The 16686-nt window shown below is 58.0% G+C and carries 16 protein-coding genes, 1 tRNA gene and 1 pseudogene; 1 reads left to right on the forward strand and 17 read right to left on the reverse strand.

Going from position 1 to position 16686, the window contains the following annotated elements; genetic code table 11:
- Positions 1-96 precede the first annotated feature (96 nt).
- From WA922_RS01880 to WA922_RS01925, 10 genes are all read right to left on the reverse strand, one after another.
- Positions 97-2022 (reverse strand): potassium transporter Kup, encoded by a 1926-nt coding sequence (locus tag WA922_RS01880; protein WP_424769979.1) that lies wholly within the window; start codon positions 2020-2022, stop codon positions 97-99.
- A gap of 97 nt (positions 2023-2119) precedes the next feature.
- Positions 2120-2776: a tetratricopeptide repeat protein gene (locus tag WA922_RS01885; protein ID WP_424769980.1), complete on the reverse strand. Its 657-nt coding sequence runs from the start codon at positions 2774-2776 to the stop codon at positions 2120-2122.
- Entirely contained in the window at positions 2773-3195 is a 423-nt protein-coding gene (locus WA922_RS01890) for a cytochrome c-type biogenesis protein (RefSeq protein ID WP_424770019.1), read from the reverse strand. The genes WA922_RS01885 and WA922_RS01890 overlap by 4 nt, the downstream gene beginning before the upstream one ends.
- Positions 3195-3731 (reverse strand): DsbE family thiol:disulfide interchange protein, encoded by a 537-nt coding sequence (locus WA922_RS01895; RefSeq protein WP_424769981.1) that lies wholly within the window; start codon positions 3729-3731, stop codon positions 3195-3197. Before WA922_RS01895 ends, WA922_RS01890 begins: the two co-directional genes overlap by 1 nt.
- Positions 3728-5674: a heme lyase CcmF/NrfE family subunit gene (locus WA922_RS01900; RefSeq protein ID WP_424769982.1), complete on the reverse strand. Its 1947-nt coding sequence runs from the start codon at positions 5672-5674 to the stop codon at positions 3728-3730. Before WA922_RS01900 ends, WA922_RS01895 begins: the two co-directional genes overlap by 4 nt.
- Positions 5674-6153, reverse strand: a complete 480-nt coding sequence (ccmE, locus tag WA922_RS01905; protein ID WP_424769983.1) for a cytochrome c maturation protein CcmE — start codon at positions 6151-6153, stop codon at positions 5674-5676. Before ccmE ends, WA922_RS01900 begins: the two co-directional genes overlap by 1 nt.
- Positions 6150-6290 carry a hypothetical protein gene (locus WA922_RS01910; protein ID WP_424769984.1) on the reverse strand — a complete coding sequence of 47 codons (141 nt, stop codon included), beginning with the start codon at positions 6288-6290 and terminating at the stop codon, positions 6150-6152. The genes ccmE and WA922_RS01910 overlap by 4 nt, the downstream gene beginning before the upstream one ends.
- 14 nt (positions 6291-6304) lie before the next feature.
- Positions 6305-7021, reverse strand: coding sequence for a heme ABC transporter permease CcmC (gene ccmC, locus WA922_RS01915; RefSeq protein ID WP_424769985.1), 717 nt, complete (start codon positions 7019-7021; stop codon positions 6305-6307).
- Positions 7022-7090: 69 nt separating this feature from the next.
- On the reverse strand, positions 7091-8155 hold the full coding sequence (locus WA922_RS01920) for a Glu/Leu/Phe/Val family dehydrogenase (protein WP_424769986.1): 1065 nt from the start codon (positions 8153-8155) through the stop codon (positions 7091-7093).
- 70 nt (positions 8156-8225) lie between these two features.
- Positions 8226-8302 (reverse strand) — tRNA-His (locus WA922_RS01925).
- A gap of 323 nt (positions 8303-8625) precedes the next feature.
- On the opposite strand from WA922_RS01925, the pseudogene WA922_RS01930 reads away from it, so the two are divergent.
- Positions 8626-9075: pseudogene (locus WA922_RS01930) on the forward strand (2OG-Fe(II) oxygenase); the annotation flags it as partial.
- A 170-nt stretch (positions 9076-9245) separates the two neighbouring features.
- Here WA922_RS01930 and rpmE read toward each other — a convergent pair.
- The 7 genes from rpmE to WA922_RS01965 form a co-directional block, all read right to left on the reverse strand.
- Positions 9246-9470, reverse strand: coding sequence for a 50S ribosomal protein L31 (rpmE, locus tag WA922_RS01935; RefSeq protein ID WP_424769987.1), 225 nt, complete (start codon positions 9468-9470; stop codon positions 9246-9248).
- Between the two features lie 147 nt (positions 9471-9617).
- The gene (gene fabZ, locus WA922_RS01940; protein WP_424769988.1) at positions 9618-10106 is read right to left on the reverse strand and encodes a 3-hydroxyacyl-ACP dehydratase FabZ; all 489 of its coding nucleotides are present in this window, start codon (positions 10104-10106) and stop codon (positions 9618-9620) included.
- A 42-nt stretch (positions 10107-10148) separates the two neighbouring features.
- Positions 10149-10841 (reverse strand): OmpH family outer membrane protein, encoded by a 693-nt coding sequence (locus tag WA922_RS01945; protein WP_424769989.1) that lies wholly within the window; start codon positions 10839-10841, stop codon positions 10149-10151.
- The gene (bamA, locus tag WA922_RS01950; RefSeq protein WP_424770020.1) at positions 10841-13519 is read right to left on the reverse strand and encodes an outer membrane protein assembly factor BamA; all 2679 of its coding nucleotides are present in this window, start codon (positions 13517-13519) and stop codon (positions 10841-10843) included. Before bamA ends, WA922_RS01945 begins: the two co-directional genes overlap by 1 nt.
- A gap of 191 nt (positions 13520-13710) precedes the next feature.
- On the reverse strand, positions 13711-14850 hold the full coding sequence (gene rseP, locus WA922_RS01955; protein WP_424769990.1) for an RIP metalloprotease RseP: 1140 nt from the start codon (positions 14848-14850) through the stop codon (positions 13711-13713).
- A 2-nt stretch (positions 14851-14852) separates the two neighbouring features.
- Positions 14853-16007 (reverse strand): 1-deoxy-D-xylulose-5-phosphate reductoisomerase, encoded by a 1155-nt coding sequence (dxr, locus tag WA922_RS01960; protein WP_424769991.1) that lies wholly within the window; start codon positions 16005-16007, stop codon positions 14853-14855.
- The gene (locus WA922_RS01965; protein WP_424769992.1) at positions 16004-16684 is read right to left on the reverse strand and encodes a phosphatidate cytidylyltransferase; all 681 of its coding nucleotides are present in this window, start codon (positions 16682-16684) and stop codon (positions 16004-16006) included. Before WA922_RS01965 ends, dxr begins: the two co-directional genes overlap by 4 nt.
- Between the last annotated feature and the right edge of the window lie 2 nt (positions 16685-16686).

Below are 16686 nucleotides of genomic sequence, written 5' to 3' on the forward strand. Positions count from 1 at the left end.
TGTACTATATTATCTATGATACAGGTCGCTTGACACAGTGTCAATTGTGTCAAGCAAGTGTCAAGCGCCAATCACGCACCGCGCGCAGATGAACGCCTAAATCCGAACCTGGCTGCCCAGTTCCACGACGCGGTTGGTCGGCAGTCTGAAGAACTCCATCGCGGTTGCGGAATTGCGCAGCATCCATGCGAAGATCTTCTCCCGCCAGATCGGCATTCCCGGCTTGTCCGATGGCAATAGGGTCTGCCGCGAGAGGAAGAAGCTGGTTTGCATCATGTCAAATTCGCCGCCGCAACGGTCCATTTTCTTGAGGCCTTCGGGCACATTGGTTTCTTCCATGAAGCCATAATGCAGAACGGCGCGGAAGAACCCGTCACCCAGATCGTGATATTCGCACCGCCCATCGGGATCGACATAGGGTATTTCGGCGATTTCTACCGTCAGGATCACGACCCGCTCGTGCAGGACCCTGTTATGCTTTATATTATGCAGCAACGCTGATGGCACTCCGCCCTTGGCAGAGGCCATAAAGATGGCCGTGCCGGGCACGCGGGTGGCGCTGTTCTTGGCCGATTTGGCGAAGATTTCCATTGGCAGAGCCACTTCGCCCATCCGTTCGCGCATCAGCTTGCGGCCGCGCGCCCACGTGGTCAGCAAGGTAAAGGCAATTGCGCCCACCAGCAGCGGGAACCAGCCGCCATCGGGCACTTTGGTCAGGTTCGCGGCGAAATAGGCGCCATCGACGATCAGGAACAGGATCACCACTGGCGCGGCATACCACCATTTCCATTTCCACACGCCGACCAGCAATACCGCCATCAGCAGCGTATCAATGGTAACCGCACCGGTCACAGCAATGCCATAGGCGGACGCGAGGTTGGAGCTGTTCTGGAAGGTAAATACCAGAACCAGAACCGCAATCATCAGCGCCCAATTGACAATCGGGATGTAAATCTGACCGCCCTCGGTCTCGCTCGTGTGACGGATCGACAGGCGCGGGATGAAACCCATCTGCATCGCTTGATGCGTGATCGAAAACGCGCCAGAAATAACCGCTTGGCTGGCGATGAATGTCGCGAACGTCGCGAGGATCACCAGCGGCAAACGCCACATTTCCGGCGCAAGGAAGAAGAACGGGTTCTGGATCGCTTCTGCCGCGCTGGCCGAATCGAGCCCGATAATCATCGCGCCCTGTCCAAAATAATTGAGCAGCAGACACGGCATCACAAAACCGAACCAGCTCAGCCGCATGGGTCCGCGCCCGAAATGGCCCATATCGGAATACAGTGCCTCCGACCCGGTCACAGCCAGAACCACCGAACCCAGTGCGAGAAACGCCAGAAAACCGTCTGTGATAAAGAATTTCACCGCATACCACGGATTGAGCGCATAGAGCACTTCGGGAGTCATGATGATTTGCGAAATGCCCAGAAACGCAATCACCGTGAAATAGATGATCATAACCGGCGCAAACAGAGCCCCCACTTTCGCCGTGCCGCGTTTCTGCAACAGGAACAGACAAATCAGCAGCACCACCGCAATCGGGATAACAAAGGGGGACAGGCTCTTCTCCACCACGGTAAGCCCCTCCACCGCCGACAATACCGAAATTGCGGGCGTGATCATGCTGTCACCATAGAACAGGGCGGTGGCAAACACACCCAGCAATACCGCCACCCAGCCATATTTCGACCCGCTGATCTTGCTGGAAATCAGCGCAACCAAAGCGAGGCTGCCGCCCTGCCCCTTATTGTCGGCGCGCATCAGAATGGTGACATACTGGATCGAGACGACCAGCGTCATCGACCAGAAAATCAGGCTGACCACACCCAGCACATGGTCAGTATCCAGCGGCAATTGGTGCGCGCCAACAAATGTCTCGCGGAACGCGTAAAGCGGGCTGGTGCCGATATCGCCGAAGACAATGCCAATCGCGCCAACGGCCAGCTTGGTGGTCGATGCGTGATGCCCGGCTTCAGAACCAGGCGGGGCAGAAACAACGTGCTTGGCGGTTTCGCTCATAGAACGGGTATCCCGGCGGCGTTACTCCGGTACCACAATCACCACCGGAAGGCAGCGCGCGTAGCAGCATCAAACCCGTGCCGCAACCACGGGTGCGCTATTGTCCCGCAGGCGCCGCGGGGTCTACCGGACTGATTTGGGCAAGCACCTCATCCAGCCGTGCCAGGCGGCCCGCCAACTGCTCGCGCCATTCCGCATCCGGCGGCGCTTTGGCCAATATATCCGCCCACACGCCGCGCGCATCGCCCGGACGGCCAGACCGGATCAAACCGACGCCGAGAAAATAAGACGCCGCAGGATTGCCCGGGGCGGCGCTATCCGCCTGGGCATAGGCATAGAGCGACGCCGGTGTCAGCGCGCCGTCAGCATGCTCGCTGATGGCATTGCCGAGCGCAACCCATGCCTCCGCATCCTGAGCGTTCTCTTCAAGCGCATTGTTGAGAAAATCAGCAGCATCCTTGAACTGTCCCTGACGCGCAAACCCGTCCGATATCGTGACATAACGGCTGGGCACAGTGGTCCGCCCGAAAAAGTCCCGCCGCGCATCAATCATTGCAAAATTGCTTTGCGATATCTCCGCTCTGGGGGGCGTTGGCGAACCAGCATAACCGGGCGCACCTTGCATTGCATATCCGGTCAGTCCGAATAACAGCGTCGCGCCAAAAAGCATCCAGCCCGCCCGTGGTAATCGGAGGATCAGGGCTGCCATCGCGAACACCGCAGCCGCCAGAACAAGGATCGGTGCAAAGCTCATGACGGCGCACTGACTGCGCGTTTGCCGACTCTGCTGCGGATGATGATAATTGCCCCAATCAACAGCAGCAGCGGAATGGCAAAAAGCGGCCATGTGGTATTGCTCGCCGTTGGCGCGTAACTGACATAATCGCCATACCGCTCCACCAGCCATGCACGGATCGCTTCGGGGTCCTCTCCCGCCTGTATACGGGCGCGCACCTGATGGCGCATATCGCCCGCCATTGGTGCATCGCTGTCGGCAATCGACTGGCTCTGGCATGTGAGGCAGCGCAATGTCGCCATCAACGCCTGTGCCCTCGCCTCATCAGCCGGATTGTCTAACTGGACATAGGCCAGCGGTGCTGGCGGGAGCGATTGCTGCGCCGCCGCCGGAGGCACCATCAGCAGCGCGCACAGCAGCGCGACATAAAGCCGCATCACGCGCCTGCTCCTGCTTCGGCAAGTTTTTCAAGCAACATGGGGACATGTTCTGCGCGGACATCGCCAATATGCTGGTGACGGATAATACCATTGCCATCGACAACAAATGTTTCCGGTACCCCGGACGAACCGATGCTCACCTGCACTGCCGAGATATCGTCCGCGCCAATCCGGGTATAGGGATTGCCGTTGCGGGCCAAAAACCGCGCGACATCGGCGGGCCGGTCGCGAATGGCGACGCCGACAATCTCGGCCCCTTGCTGTTTCAACATTTCCAGATGCGGCGCCTCTGCAATGCACGGCACGCACCAGCTGGCCCAGATATTCAGCAGTTTGGGCCTGCCATCCTGCAAATCCGCCAGCGACAATCCGGGCTGGCCATTATGGGCAGCGGGTAATTCAAAGGCGGGTACCGGCTTGCCGATCATCGTGCTTTGAACGAATGCATTCTTGGGCTGGCTCAACTGATATCCTGCCAAACCGCAGAATATCAGAAAAATGCCCAGCGGTACCCAGATTGACAGCTTGTTCACGCAGCCATCTCCGCACGGCGCAATTGGGCGCGCCTGGTGACATAGCGCCGTTTCAGATCAGTCCTCAGCCGTCCGGCCAGAGCGAGCAGACCGCCTAGCGCCACCAGCATCCCGCCATACCAGATCAGCGTAACAAACGGTTTCCACCACAGCCGCAATTGCCACCTGCCATCGCCTGCCTGATTGCCGATCACAGCGTAGAGCTGGCCGTTCCAGCGCGTTGCCAGAACGCTTTCGGTGGTTTCCTGCGGAGGGGCCCAGAAATTGCGTGATTGCGGCGCCAATTCGCGCGGAGTACCGCCGTCATAGCTGGCCGCGAGATCGCCCCGGATCGCGGTCCAATTGGGCCCGGCAACCGGCTTCACCGCGTCAAGCCTAACCGTCCACGGGCCGACCTGCGTGCTATCACCCACCGCCACAGCCGCCAATTTTTCTTCGGAAAAAGCCGATTCGCTTGCCATACCGAACAAAGCCACAGCGATGCCGAAATGCGCAATAACCATACCCCAGCTTGCCATCGGCACGCGGGTCAGCTTGCGCCCCCGCAGCGGCATGAAGCTGCCAACTGCCAAAGCCGCCGCCACCGCGAGGCCGAGGTCAGCCAGAATGCTGTATGATCCCAGCAAGACCACCAATATCAGCACTGCGGCCATAACCGCCGCAGATATCAATATTGGCGTCTTGACCCGCTCAAACGAATCTTGCCGCCAGCGCAGCAGCGGACCAACCGCCATCACCATCAGCATTGGGATTGTGAAGATCGCCCCAACCGGATTGAAATATGGCGGCCCAACCGAAACCCGCACATCAAATGCCTCGGTCAGCAAGGGGTAGAGTGTGCCCAGCAGCACGATGCCGAGGATTGCGCTGAGCATCACATTATTGAATACCAGCGCGCCCTCTCGGCTGGTGAAGGAAAACCTATCCCCTTCCGAAATGCTCGCGGCGCGCAGCCCGAACAGTAACAGCGCCCCGCCAATATACAGGATCAGCAACACCAGAATGAAAGAGCCGCGTTCCGGATCCACCGCAAAAGCATGCACGCTGGTCAAAATACCGGAACGGACCAAAAACGTCCCCAGCATCGACATTGAGAACGCGATCACGCCCAGCATGATCGTCCATGTCCGCAATGCGTCGCGCGCGGCCAGCACGCTAACCGAATGGAGCAAAGCGGTCGCCGCGAGCCACGGCATGAGCGAGGCGTTTTCAACCGGATCCCAAAACCACCAGCCGCCCCAGCCCAGCTCATAATACGCCCAGTAACTGCCTGCTGTGATCCCCAGCGTCAGGAATATCCACGCGCCCAGAACCCAAGGCCGCATTGCGCGCGCGAAGTCCGGATTGACCTGGCGGGTTATCAGCGCACCCACCGCAAAACTAAACGCGACCGAGAGGCCGACATACCCGAAATATAATGTCGGCGGGTGGAATGCGAGGCCGATATCCTGCAGCAGCGGATTAAGCCCCATACCCTGCAAGGCAGGTTCCGGCAGCCGCTCAAACGGGTTGGAACTCAGCAGCAGGAAGGCATAGAACCCCAACCCAACAAAGGCCTGGGCAGATAATGTCGCCATCATCGTCTGTTCGGGCAAGCGCCGCTCCAGCCACCCGATCAGCGCGCCCGCCATCGCCATCACGGTGATCCATAACAGCATGGAGCCTTCATGATTGCCCCAGGTTCCGGCCAGTTTGAAAATCATCGGCTTGTCGGAATGTGAATTGGCCGCAACCAGCTTGACCGACAGATCGGTCACCGCAAACAGCCACAATAACATCAGAAAGGCAAAACCCGCCAGCACACCTTGCATAATCGCAGCGGGCCGGACCAGTTGCGCGATGTCGCCATGCGGATCGCGCAGGGCCAGCGCACCGCCAATCAGTTGCAGAGCCGACAATGCCGCCGCCAGCCACAAGGCAGCAAGGCCAAGCTCTGCCAGCATCAATAGGTCTCCGTCGCAGCCAGGGTCTGGTCCGCGCTATGCTGGTCCAGATCCTCCAATTCACGGGGAACATAGTTTTCATCATGTTTGGCGAGCAGCTCATCGGCCACGAACACCCCGCCATCATCCAGCCGGCCATCGGCGACCACGCCCGACCCCTCGACGAACAGATCTGGCAGAATGCCGGTATAGCGTACTGGCACGGTCGCGCTTTCCTTGTCCGTCACAACAAAGGATACCGTGACCCCGTCGGCCAATGTGGTGATCGACCCTTCCTGCACCATTCCACCGAGGCGTACCGCCTGCCCCGCTTCGGGCGGATTGGCGGCCATCTGGCCCGGCAAGTAAAAATAATTCACCTCATTCCGCAGCGCATAGGCAGCAAGCACCCCCGCGCCAATGATCGCAACCAGTGCAATCATTACCAGAACCAGCCTCTGATGCTTGGCCTTAATCCCTGTTTTTGCAGTTCCGGTCATTTCCGTTTCACCTCGTCGCGGCGGTTTTCCGCGCGCCGCATTGCCATCCATGCCCATACCATCGTCGCCAGCGTTGCTGCAATCGTGACGGCGTAGCAGGCAAGGACATAGTCCCATTGATCAAGATTTTCGCGCATCAATTTGCCAGCCTTCAGCCCAGAGCCTTGCGGCGCAAACGGGCCTGTGTCTGAATGTCTGCCAGCAGCGTACGCATGCACGCCAGGACAATCCCGCCAAAAATCAGCGAAAACCCAATCACCGCAATCAGCAATGGCACCAGAAATTCTGCATCAATCGCGCTTTTGCCGACGGTGATGCTGGGCGGTTGGTGCAGCGAATTCCACCACACGACCGAACGGTTGATGATCGGGATGTTGATCGCGCCAACAAGTCCGAAAATGGCCGGAATTTTGCTCGATCCACCTTCGCGGCTGACCGCTTGGGACAGGGCGATATATCCAAAATACAGAAACAGCAGTATCAGCATGGAGGTTAGCCGCCCATCCCAGACCCACCACGTGCCCCATGTCGGGCGGCCCCAGACGGCGCCGGTGACAAGACAGATAGCTGTGAAGACCGCCCCGGGCACCGCCGCAGCACGCGCAGCCAGGCTGGCGAGCGGATGTTTCCACACCAAAAATACCAGGCTGGAGACGGCGATTGCGGTCCACCCACCCATGCCCAGCCAGGCAGCAGGGACGTGGACAAACAGGATCCGCACAGTTTCGCCCATCAGCCTGTCAGGCGGAACGAAAAACATACCCCAGACCAGTGCAAGTGCGGCAATCACAATCCCGCTAAGCAGCAGCAGCGGCGTAAGCCAGCGCGCCAGAGAGAGGAACCGTTTTGGATTGGCAAAGCCATGCATGGAGCGTCAATCACCCGATAGAGTAAATGCAGTAATGGCAGGGCTTTATGGTGCAATCAAGAGTACGAATCAGCGTCCGATCAGCTTTTGCGCCATTGCGTCTGCCACGGCATCGGACGACACACCGGTCGCATCGCTTTCGCGCCAGATGTCTTCCAGCCGCCCCGGAATGGTGGCGATCCGTTTGCGCACTTCGTTAATGTCGCTCGGCTCGCCCTGACGCTTGGCCAGATATTCCATCGCAACGCTGATGATGCCGCCCGCATTGATGACATAATCCGGCGCATATAAAATATCGCGCGCGGCCAATTTCGCGCCATGTTCCTGCCGCGCCAGCTGGTTATTGGCGCCGCCAGCGACAATCGGCGCTTGCAGACGGGCTATGCCGTCATCGTCAAGGATCGCACCCAGCGCGTTGGGGCTGAATACATCACACTCCACGCTCATGATCGCTTCGCTGGGAACAGCTTTGCCGCCCAGTTCGCGCGCCAATCCTGCAGCGCGCTCGTCATTAATATCGGCCACTGTCAGTGTGGCACCGTCGCGGGCCAGCAATCGCGCCACCCCCGTCCCAACACTGCCGGTGCCTTGTATCGCGACATGGATGCCAGCCATGCTGTCTTTACCAAGTCTATGCCGCACGGCTGCCCTGATCCCATGATAGATGCCCATCGCGGTAAAGGGTCCAGGATCGCCGCCAGCTGCATTCTCGCCAGCGACTGGCAATCCCGATACATAGCGCGTTCTGCCCGCAACAGTGACCATATCGGCCTCGCTAATGCCGACATCCTCTGCGGTCACATAGCGGCCGCCCAGCGCGTTGACGCTATCGCCAAAGGCTTCGAGCATCGACTGGGTTTTCTGCCCGCTCTTATCCGCCAGAATAACCGCTTTGCCGCCGCCTAAAGGCAGCCCTGCCATCGCATTTTTATAGCTCATGCCGCGGCTCAGCCGCAGCGCATCGCGCACAGCGTCTTTGGGTTCTGGATAATGCCAGTACCGCGTGCCGCCCGCGCCGGGGCCCAGATGCGTGGAATGCAGCGCGATAATGGCGGTCAGGCCGGACATGCGATCGCGCACGACCTGCACATGTTCATGATCGTCAAAATCCGGTTCGGTCCAAAACGCAGCCATCACACATCCCCTTTGTTCGCGCAGGCAGTCTGCGCGCGGCAGGACGGACACACGTGTCAGAAAAGGATAGTGGGGCGACCGAGGGAGCTCGAATCCCCGACCTCCGGTACCACAAACCGGCGCTCTAACCAACTGAGCTACGGTCGCCACATATCCAGCCCGCATATCGAAAACATGCCGCCTTGCGGGGCCTGTTAAGGCCCGTTCGCCGCGGGTCAAGCCGCTTCGGGTGCAGGGCTGCGCCAATTGCATAGCTTTTCAGTTTTTGGAAGCGAAAACTGCCTCAAATACCAATTTACGCAAGATTGTTTCGCCGCTTGCAGTGCGTGCCGGTTCGCGGCACCAATGGCAGATGCGCAGCCGCCGCAAATCTTCTGCCCTCATTTTGGCGCGCTCATTTTGGCGCCCTCATTTTGGCCTGGCATCCGGCGATGCAGCGCGTGCCTTCGCCCAAGATCGAGCTGGTTCAGATGCGCGGATTGGCCGGGGCGGAACTGTGCTCCAGACTGATTGCCTTGATTGACCAGAAACGGCGCCCCTCCACCATCGCAGATAGCAACGGGGATCGGTATTTCTGGACCAGCGAGACGTGCGACTTACCGCCCGGCAATGGCAGCGTGCAGGAACTGGAAGCCTTACTCAGTACCGTGTCCGGTGTCGATGCGAAATATGGCGAGCCCCTGCAGGGGCAACGTTATGCCCAGGGGCAGGCGTTCAAACCCCATACCGATTATTTTCAAACAGGCGGTCAGGATTACCAGCAATTCTGTTCTGTCGCCGGACAGCGGACATGGACTTTTATGGTCTATCTCAAATCGGTCAGCGCAGGCGGAGCGACCCGTTTCAAAGCGTTCAACAAGATATTCAAGCCCGAGCCGGGAAAATTGCTGTGCTGGAATAACCGCCAGCCCGATGGGGGCGTGAACCCCGATACGCTGCATCACGGAATGAAAGTGCGCAAAGGGACCATATATGTGATCACAAATGGTACCGCGAACGCGAGTGGAGGTGAGAGAAAACTGCGCAATAACCTACAAAAAAGGCGGCCCGCAGGACCGCCTTTTAGTGGTTCCAATACTGCGCAGGTGGCTTATTTCTTGAGGCTGAGCCCGCCGAAACGTTTGTTGAACTGGGCCACCCGGCCACCTTCCTGCAATTGCTGCTTACCGCCAGTCCAGGCGGGATGGCTGGTCGGGTCAATTTCCAGAGCGAGCGTGTCGCCTTCCTTGCCCCATGTGGATTTGGTTTGAAATTCGGTGCCATCAGTCATTTTGACTGTGATCATGTGGTAATCGGGGTGACCTTCGGCCTTCATATCATCTGTCCTTTATGCGTTCGGACCGGTTCCGACCGGACCAGCAATGAAATCTGCTGCGGGCCAATAGGCGCAGACAGCAATTTTGGCAAGCGATAGTCGCAGATATCCGTCGCCAATATCAGTCGCGGATATCGGTTGCCGGAATTAATCGCTGGACGGCGGATCGGCGATCATTGCGGTAAATTCCGCCTGACAGGTTACGGTACCTTCTACGCTCGCCTTGCCCTTGAATTTATAGACGCGGCTGCGTTTCTGGACAAATTCTACATCCATATCGAGCAGACATCCCGGCGTTACAGGCGCGCGAAATTTTGCATTATCGATACCCATGAAGAATACCAGCTTGCCCGTACCAGCCAGTTCAAGCGTTTCTATACCGAGTATCGCGGCAGCCTGCGCCATCGCCTCGATCTGCAGAACACCGGGCATAATCGGCGCGCCGGGGAAATGCCCCTGAAAGAATTCTTCATTAAACGACACTGCCTTCACTGCATGGATACGCTCACCCAGCGTAATCGATTTTACCCGGTCAACCAGCAATAATGGATAGCGGTGCGGCAGAGCCTTGAGTATTTTTTGGATGTCATAGGGCATTTTGCCGCCGCCATCCTTGCTTTCGGTATCTATACCCATTGCCCTGCCCCCAGAAATCTCGTGTCGCCAACGCGGCAGGAATTACCGGCCCGACGGTTGTGCCGGCGCAGGGGCGGCTGGCGCCGTGCCCTGCTGTGCAGCCTGAGCAGCCTGTGCAGCGGCCTGCTGCTGGCGAATTTCACGCGGCAACCACCCTTGCGGCGGTACCAGAACAGCCGTTGGAAGAAGTCTGTTGAGTTCTGCCAGAACATCCTGGTTTATATTGTAACTCGCCTGGGCGAACACAACTTGCCCGCCCGACGTTTCAAGAATGATCCCGACACCTTTCCTGGTCGCGGCGGCCTGTACTGCTTCGTCCAGCTTATCCTCAATCTGTTCGGTCACATAGGCCCGGCTCAATTGAACGGGAGCAACCAGCTGCTGCAATTCGCGTTGGCCGTTTTGCTCGATCTGCTGAATCTGTGCCGCCTGTTGCTGTAAGGTCGCCTGGGCCACATTGGCCTGCTGGTCAGCCTGCAATTTGGTGTAAAGCGGTTCAAGCTGGGTAGCAATCGCCTGACGGCGCGCATTCGCCTGGTCTATCTGCGGCTTATAGGTGACCGGGCGCTGTTGCTCAGCCAGTTTATAGGCTTCAGAATTGACAATGATCGCGGGTAAATTGACCACGCCGATATTCTGCGTCTGTTGCGCAGAAACTGGTGCGGCAACCATTACGCCAGCCGTTGCAGTCAGAAGGAGGCCGGCAGCAAATACCGGTTTCAAAAGAATTTTCATTAGAATTGCGTTCCTACGTTAAAGGAGAATTTCTTCGTATCGTCGCCTTCCACAGTGGAAAGAGCGTGCGCGAAGTCGATCCTGAAAGGACCAAAGGGTGAGTTCCAGTTTACGCCAATACCGATGGTGACACGGGGTTTGGCGGAGTCCCCAAGGAAAACCTCCTGGAATGCCGGGATATTGCTGGTGAGAGCGGTGTTCGCGCTGCCATCAGGTGCCGTTGGGCTAGTGACTGTCGTAACCGTCGTGGTGCCGTCTGTATTCACAATCGACTGCCGGAACAGAGCATTGCCATCAGCATCCCGAACAGGAATGTCTATGCCCCCGGGAAACGGGCTTTGCTGCAAGTCAGGCCGGTCAACGTTGAATACCGCGCCGACATCCATGAATATAGAGGGCCGCAGCCCCAGCTCCGAAGCGCCGGAGCCGAGCGGAATTTCAAGTTCAGCGCGCCCGCGATAGAAGGCTTCCCCGCCAATCGCATCGTCCTGGATCCGGTCACGATCGGTTAAGACAAGCGGGCCACCATCGCCATCGTCAATGATGGGCTGGCGCAGAACGCGCGGTCCAATACCGCGAATGTCAAACCCGCGAATCTGTGGCTCCCCGAGGAAGAAGCGGTCCGTGAGCTGAACATCATCCCCGCCATACCCCTTGATCCATCCGCCTTCGGCAGCGACCGAGAAAATAAAGCCGTTAAACACGTTCCAGTATTTGGATGCATTCGCCCGCATGCGGGCATATTTCACGTCCCCGCCCAGTCCGGCAAATTCGGCCGTAAGCGACACCTGTTCACCGCGCGTCGGACGGAAGTTGCTGTTCAGGTTATTGAAGGCCACCGTTGCGCCGACGATCGAACTGGTCCGCTTGCCGATCGCATCGCATAAGAAACGGCCAGCGGTCAATGGATCGCAATTTTGAATACCATCGCCATTGATATCGCGGAAAAACTGGTTGCCCAAGCTGACATCGTCAATGTTGAATGTATAGCTGCCGACAAGCGACATGAATTCAGACAAGGGCACGCCAACCCGGCCGGAAAAACCGGTCGTCGATTGTTCGTAACTGCTGACGCGGTTATTATTGTTGAAGCCGAAATTATTGAAATCACGCCGGTAGACATCCAGCCCGGCCGAGATATTGCGGTCGAACAGATATGGCTCTGTAAAACTCAGATTGAAAGAGCGGGAGAAGCGCGAGTAATTGATCCCGGCACCAACCGTTTGCCCGCGTCCACGAAAATTGCGTTGACGGATCGACGCCGACAGAATGAAGCTTTCGATTGATGAAAAACCTGCCGAAAGCTGGATTTCACCGGTCGGCTGCTCTTCAATATTAGCCTCCAGGATAATCCGGTCAGGCTGGGACCCTTCGCGCTGTTCAACTTCAAAGTTTTCCTGAAAGAACCCAAGCGACTTAATTCGGTTGGTGGTTCGCTTAACCCCGATGGTGCTGAATGCATCCCCTTCGGAAACGCGGAATTCGCGGCGCAGAACCTTATCCTGCGTGAGCGTGTTCCCGTTCACATCAACCCGCTCAACATAAACCCGCGGGGCCTCGTTCAGCACGAAAGTGATACCCATTGTCAGGTCATCTTTATTCCGGCTGAAACTGGGCTGGACCTCGGCAAAGGCATAACCAAACGAACCGGCAAGCTCGGTTAATTGCTCCACCGTGTCTTCAACCAGCTTGGCATCGTACCAATCATCTGCTTTCATCGGCAGATTGACCGCCAGAGCATCACTGTCGAAATCCCGGATCTGGCTATCCACCAGAACTTCACCGAATTTGTACCGTTCGCCTTCTTCGACGACGTAAGTGATGATGAAGTCTTCTTTATCGGGCGTCAGTTCCGCAACGGCTGACACGACCCGGAAATCTGCGTAACCTTCGGTCAGATAGAACTGCCGCAACTTTTGCTGGTCAAACGCCAGACGATCAGGATCGTAGCTGGTATTGGAACTGAGAAAACTGGTGAGGCGCGCTTGCTTGGTCACCATTTCCCCGCGCAAGGCGCCGTCGGAAAACACCTCGTTGCCGATAATGTTGATCTGGCGGACTTTGGATTTCGGACCTTCGGTGATCTCAAAGACAATATCGACACGGTTCTGGCTCAGTTCGACCATTTTCGGCTCGACAGTGGCTGCAAAGCGCCCCTGCCGTTTATACAGTTCAATAATCCGCGCGACATCGGCGCGGACTTTTGAACGGGTGAAAATCTGCCGCGGCGCCAATTTGATTTCGGGTAGAATCTTGTCATTCTTCAGGCGTCTGTTGCCTTCCAGAATGATCCGGTTGATGACCGGGTTTTCCACCACCTCGATAATCACATTTCCGCCTTCATTGCGGACGCTGGCATTGGCAAACAGCTCTGTCGCGTACAGCTCTTTCAACGCCTGGTCAGCTGCGGCCTGGGTGTATTCATCTCCCACGCGCAGACGAATATAGCTCAGGATGGTGGTGGGCTCCAAACGCTGCGAACCGGTAATTTGGATAGACCGGATGATCTGTGCCTGCGGGATAACCGGCGCAGGTGCCGCATCCGCCGCTTCACCCGCCGTCTGCGCGAATGCTGGCGCAGGCATTCCCCCCAGCATCGTTCCGCCGAGCAGCACCAATGCCAAGCGGCGGCCGGTCAAACGGGTGAAACCCGCTGCGCCGGTGGCAGATATTGGCATAGTCTCGCCGCGCATTGTAAGTTCATTCATCGACACGGATATCCCGTCCAAAAATCTGTTTCTTCGCTATGCCTGACACCCCATCAGCCCAAGCGTGTGCGCACGCCTTTGCCCGATGCTGTCCCCCCAATCAAGCAGCGTAAGAAAATTGGCCCCCAATGGCTTTTGCAACAGCTAGGTTGCGGACTGTTTCACCCTGAAAAAATGGGCAAAGAAATCACATCATTTATCGTGACGAACACCATCAGCGTCAGCACCATGCCCACTCCAATACGATATGCCCATTCAGTGCCCTGCGGACCAACCGGTTTGCGCCGGATGGCTTCTGCAGCATAAAATGCCAGATGGCCGCCGTCGAGCGCAGGGATTGGCAGGAGATTGATGAATGCCAAGTTAAGCGAGATCATTGCCGCGAACCAGACAAATTGTGTCAACCCGAGGCTAAGCTGCTCGCCAGAGAATTTCGCGATCTTGATCGGCCCGCCCATTTCACGCACAGACCGCTTGCCCGTGATGATCTGAACCAGGCCGGTAACCATCATATCGGTGACATCGACCGTCTGCCGCGCACCCAGAACAACCGCATCAATCGGCCCGACGGGCATCATTTCGGTTTCGAAGGGCGCTGGCGATATGCCAATCCTGCCCACTGTCGATTCATTGCCGAAGTTGTCTGTCGTGGACACGCTGCCAATGGTGATGGGCACGGTCACTTCCTGCCCATTGCGGACATAAGTCAGCGCGATATTTTTATTGGGATAAAGCGCCACCAACCGGAGCAAGTGACGAAAATCGGTCAATTGCTCCCCATCGACGGCGGTAATCCGGTCCCCCACTTGAAGGCCGGCATCGCGCGCGGGGGACTCTTCGGCAAATTCAGCGATGATATTTTCAGTAGCGGGATCGGCGGGTACCGATTTGCCAAACACCATCAGGAAAGCGGCAAAAATGGCGATGGCGACGATGATATTCGTCGCAGGCCCTGCAAATACGATCAACGCGCGTTGCCACAGCGCCGCCTGTTCAAAGCTGCCATCGCGTTCCTCTGGCGAGAGATTTCTGATCGCTTCGCGGTCCGGCATGCTGGCCGGGTTCATATCGCCTTTGAACTGCACATATCCGCCCAGCGGCAGCACCGACAGCTTCCAGCGCGTACCGCGCCGGTCGTTGAAACCGGCGATTTCTTTGCCAAACCCGACGGAAAAAGCCTCTGCCTTCACACCAAACCAGCGGCCTACCAGATAGTGTCCCAGCTCATGCACGGTGACGAGCGGCCCGAGGATCAGCAGAAAGCCAACAGGCCACATCCAGATAGGTACCGATTCAAGCACTGTTACAGCAACTCCAGAATTTCTTGCGCGCGCTGGCGGGCGGCGGCATCGACATCCAGCACCTCGTCAAGCGATGCAGGTGCAGACCCTATACTGCCGTCCAGCGTTTGCGCCACTATTGCCGCAATCTGCGTGAACCCGATCTGACCGGAAAGAAATGCTGCCACCGCCACTTCATTAGCCGCGTTCAATGTGGCCGGTGCGGCACCGCCCGCATGGACAGCATCGCGCGCGAGCCTGGTGGCCGGGAAGCGGCCTTCATCAGGCGCACAGAACTGCAAGGTGCCTATTGCCGGTAGATCAAGCGGCGCGCAGCCGGTCTCCATCCGCTTCGGCCAAGCCAGACACGATGCGATCGGCACTTTCATGTCGGACGGGCCAAGCTGCGCCAGTGTCGATCCGTCGCGGTACTCCACCATTGAATGGATGACGCTTTGCGGGTGAACCACAATCCGCAGCCGGTCGAGCCCAACCGGGAACAGATGATGCGCTTCGATAAATTCCAGCCCCTTGTTCATCATCGTCGCGGAATCGACGCTGATCTTGGCACCCATATCCCAATTGGGATGCGCCACGGCCTGCTTGGGCGTCGCAGCGTCCAATTGCGCCTGCGTCCATTCGCGGAACGGGCCGCCGCTCGCTGTCAGCGTAATCCAGCGCACATCGGCAATATTGTTCCCTTGCAGGCATTGGAAAATCGCGTTGTGTTCAGAATCCACCGGCAGCAGAACCGCGCCATGTTTCGCGACAGCCGCAATCATCACATCGCCTGCAGAAACCAACGCTTCCTTGTTGGCGAGCGCGATCGTGCCGCCCTGCTCTATCGCGGCCATCACCGGTGCGAGCCCGGCGCAGCCGACTATGGCGGCAACGGTTATATCCACCGGACGCGCGGCCGCATCGCACAATGCCCGGGCGCCGCCCGCCGCCTTGATACCGGTGCCCGACAACGCCTCGCGCAGATCGGCAAGGCAGCTCTCATCACCGACAATGGCTGTCTCTGCATCAAATTCGATCGCCAGCCGCGCCAGCTCGGCGGCGCTGCAATTGGCCGTGAGTGCCGCCACATGCCACTGATCGCGCTCCCGCCGGATCAGATCAAGCGTTGACGCGCCAACCGAACCTGTCGCGCCCAGGATGGAGATTGAGCGGGTCATGCCGGATGCAGCGCCCATAAAGGCATCGCCGCAATCGCGACCGGCAACAGCCCGTCAATCCGGTCAAACACTCCGCCATGTCCGGGGATCAGGGTGGAGCTGTCTTTCTGCCCGGCTTTGCGCTTGAGCCAGCTTTCCAGAAAGTCACCGCATTGCGCCACCACGGCAAGCGCCGCACCGATCAGAAATGCGATGATCAGCATGACCGACAGTGTGAGCGCACCGACATTATAGACAAACAGGGACATTGAAACCGTGCCCGCCAATAATGCCCCGCCCACCAATCCGGCCCAGGTTTTTGACGGGCTGATTGTGGGCGCAATTTTGGGGCCGCCAATGGCCCGTCCGCTGAAATATGCCCCGACATCGGTGCCGATCACAACCAGAATAACGCCCAGCAAAACGCCGGTCGGCAAATTTACAAGCGACAATCCGGCCAGCCCGACATAGGCTGCACCGGCCAGCACACCCAGCGTCGCACGAAGTCCGGACCCGAAAGCTTTGCGGACCAACCGCGCTAGCTCAAAAAAGCACGCGCCTGCGACCAGCGCGACAAATCCGTACCACAGCCAGCCACCAAACCACAATGCGCCGCCCGCAATCACCAGCATAATAATTGCGGATGCCACCCGAACCGGAAGGTCAGAGTTATTCTTTACTGGTTCGGTCGCGCTCATAC

It is taken from the genome of Pontixanthobacter sp., assembly GCF_049682855.1.
GTDB lineage: Bacteria > Pseudomonadota > Alphaproteobacteria > Sphingomonadales > Sphingomonadaceae > Pontixanthobacter.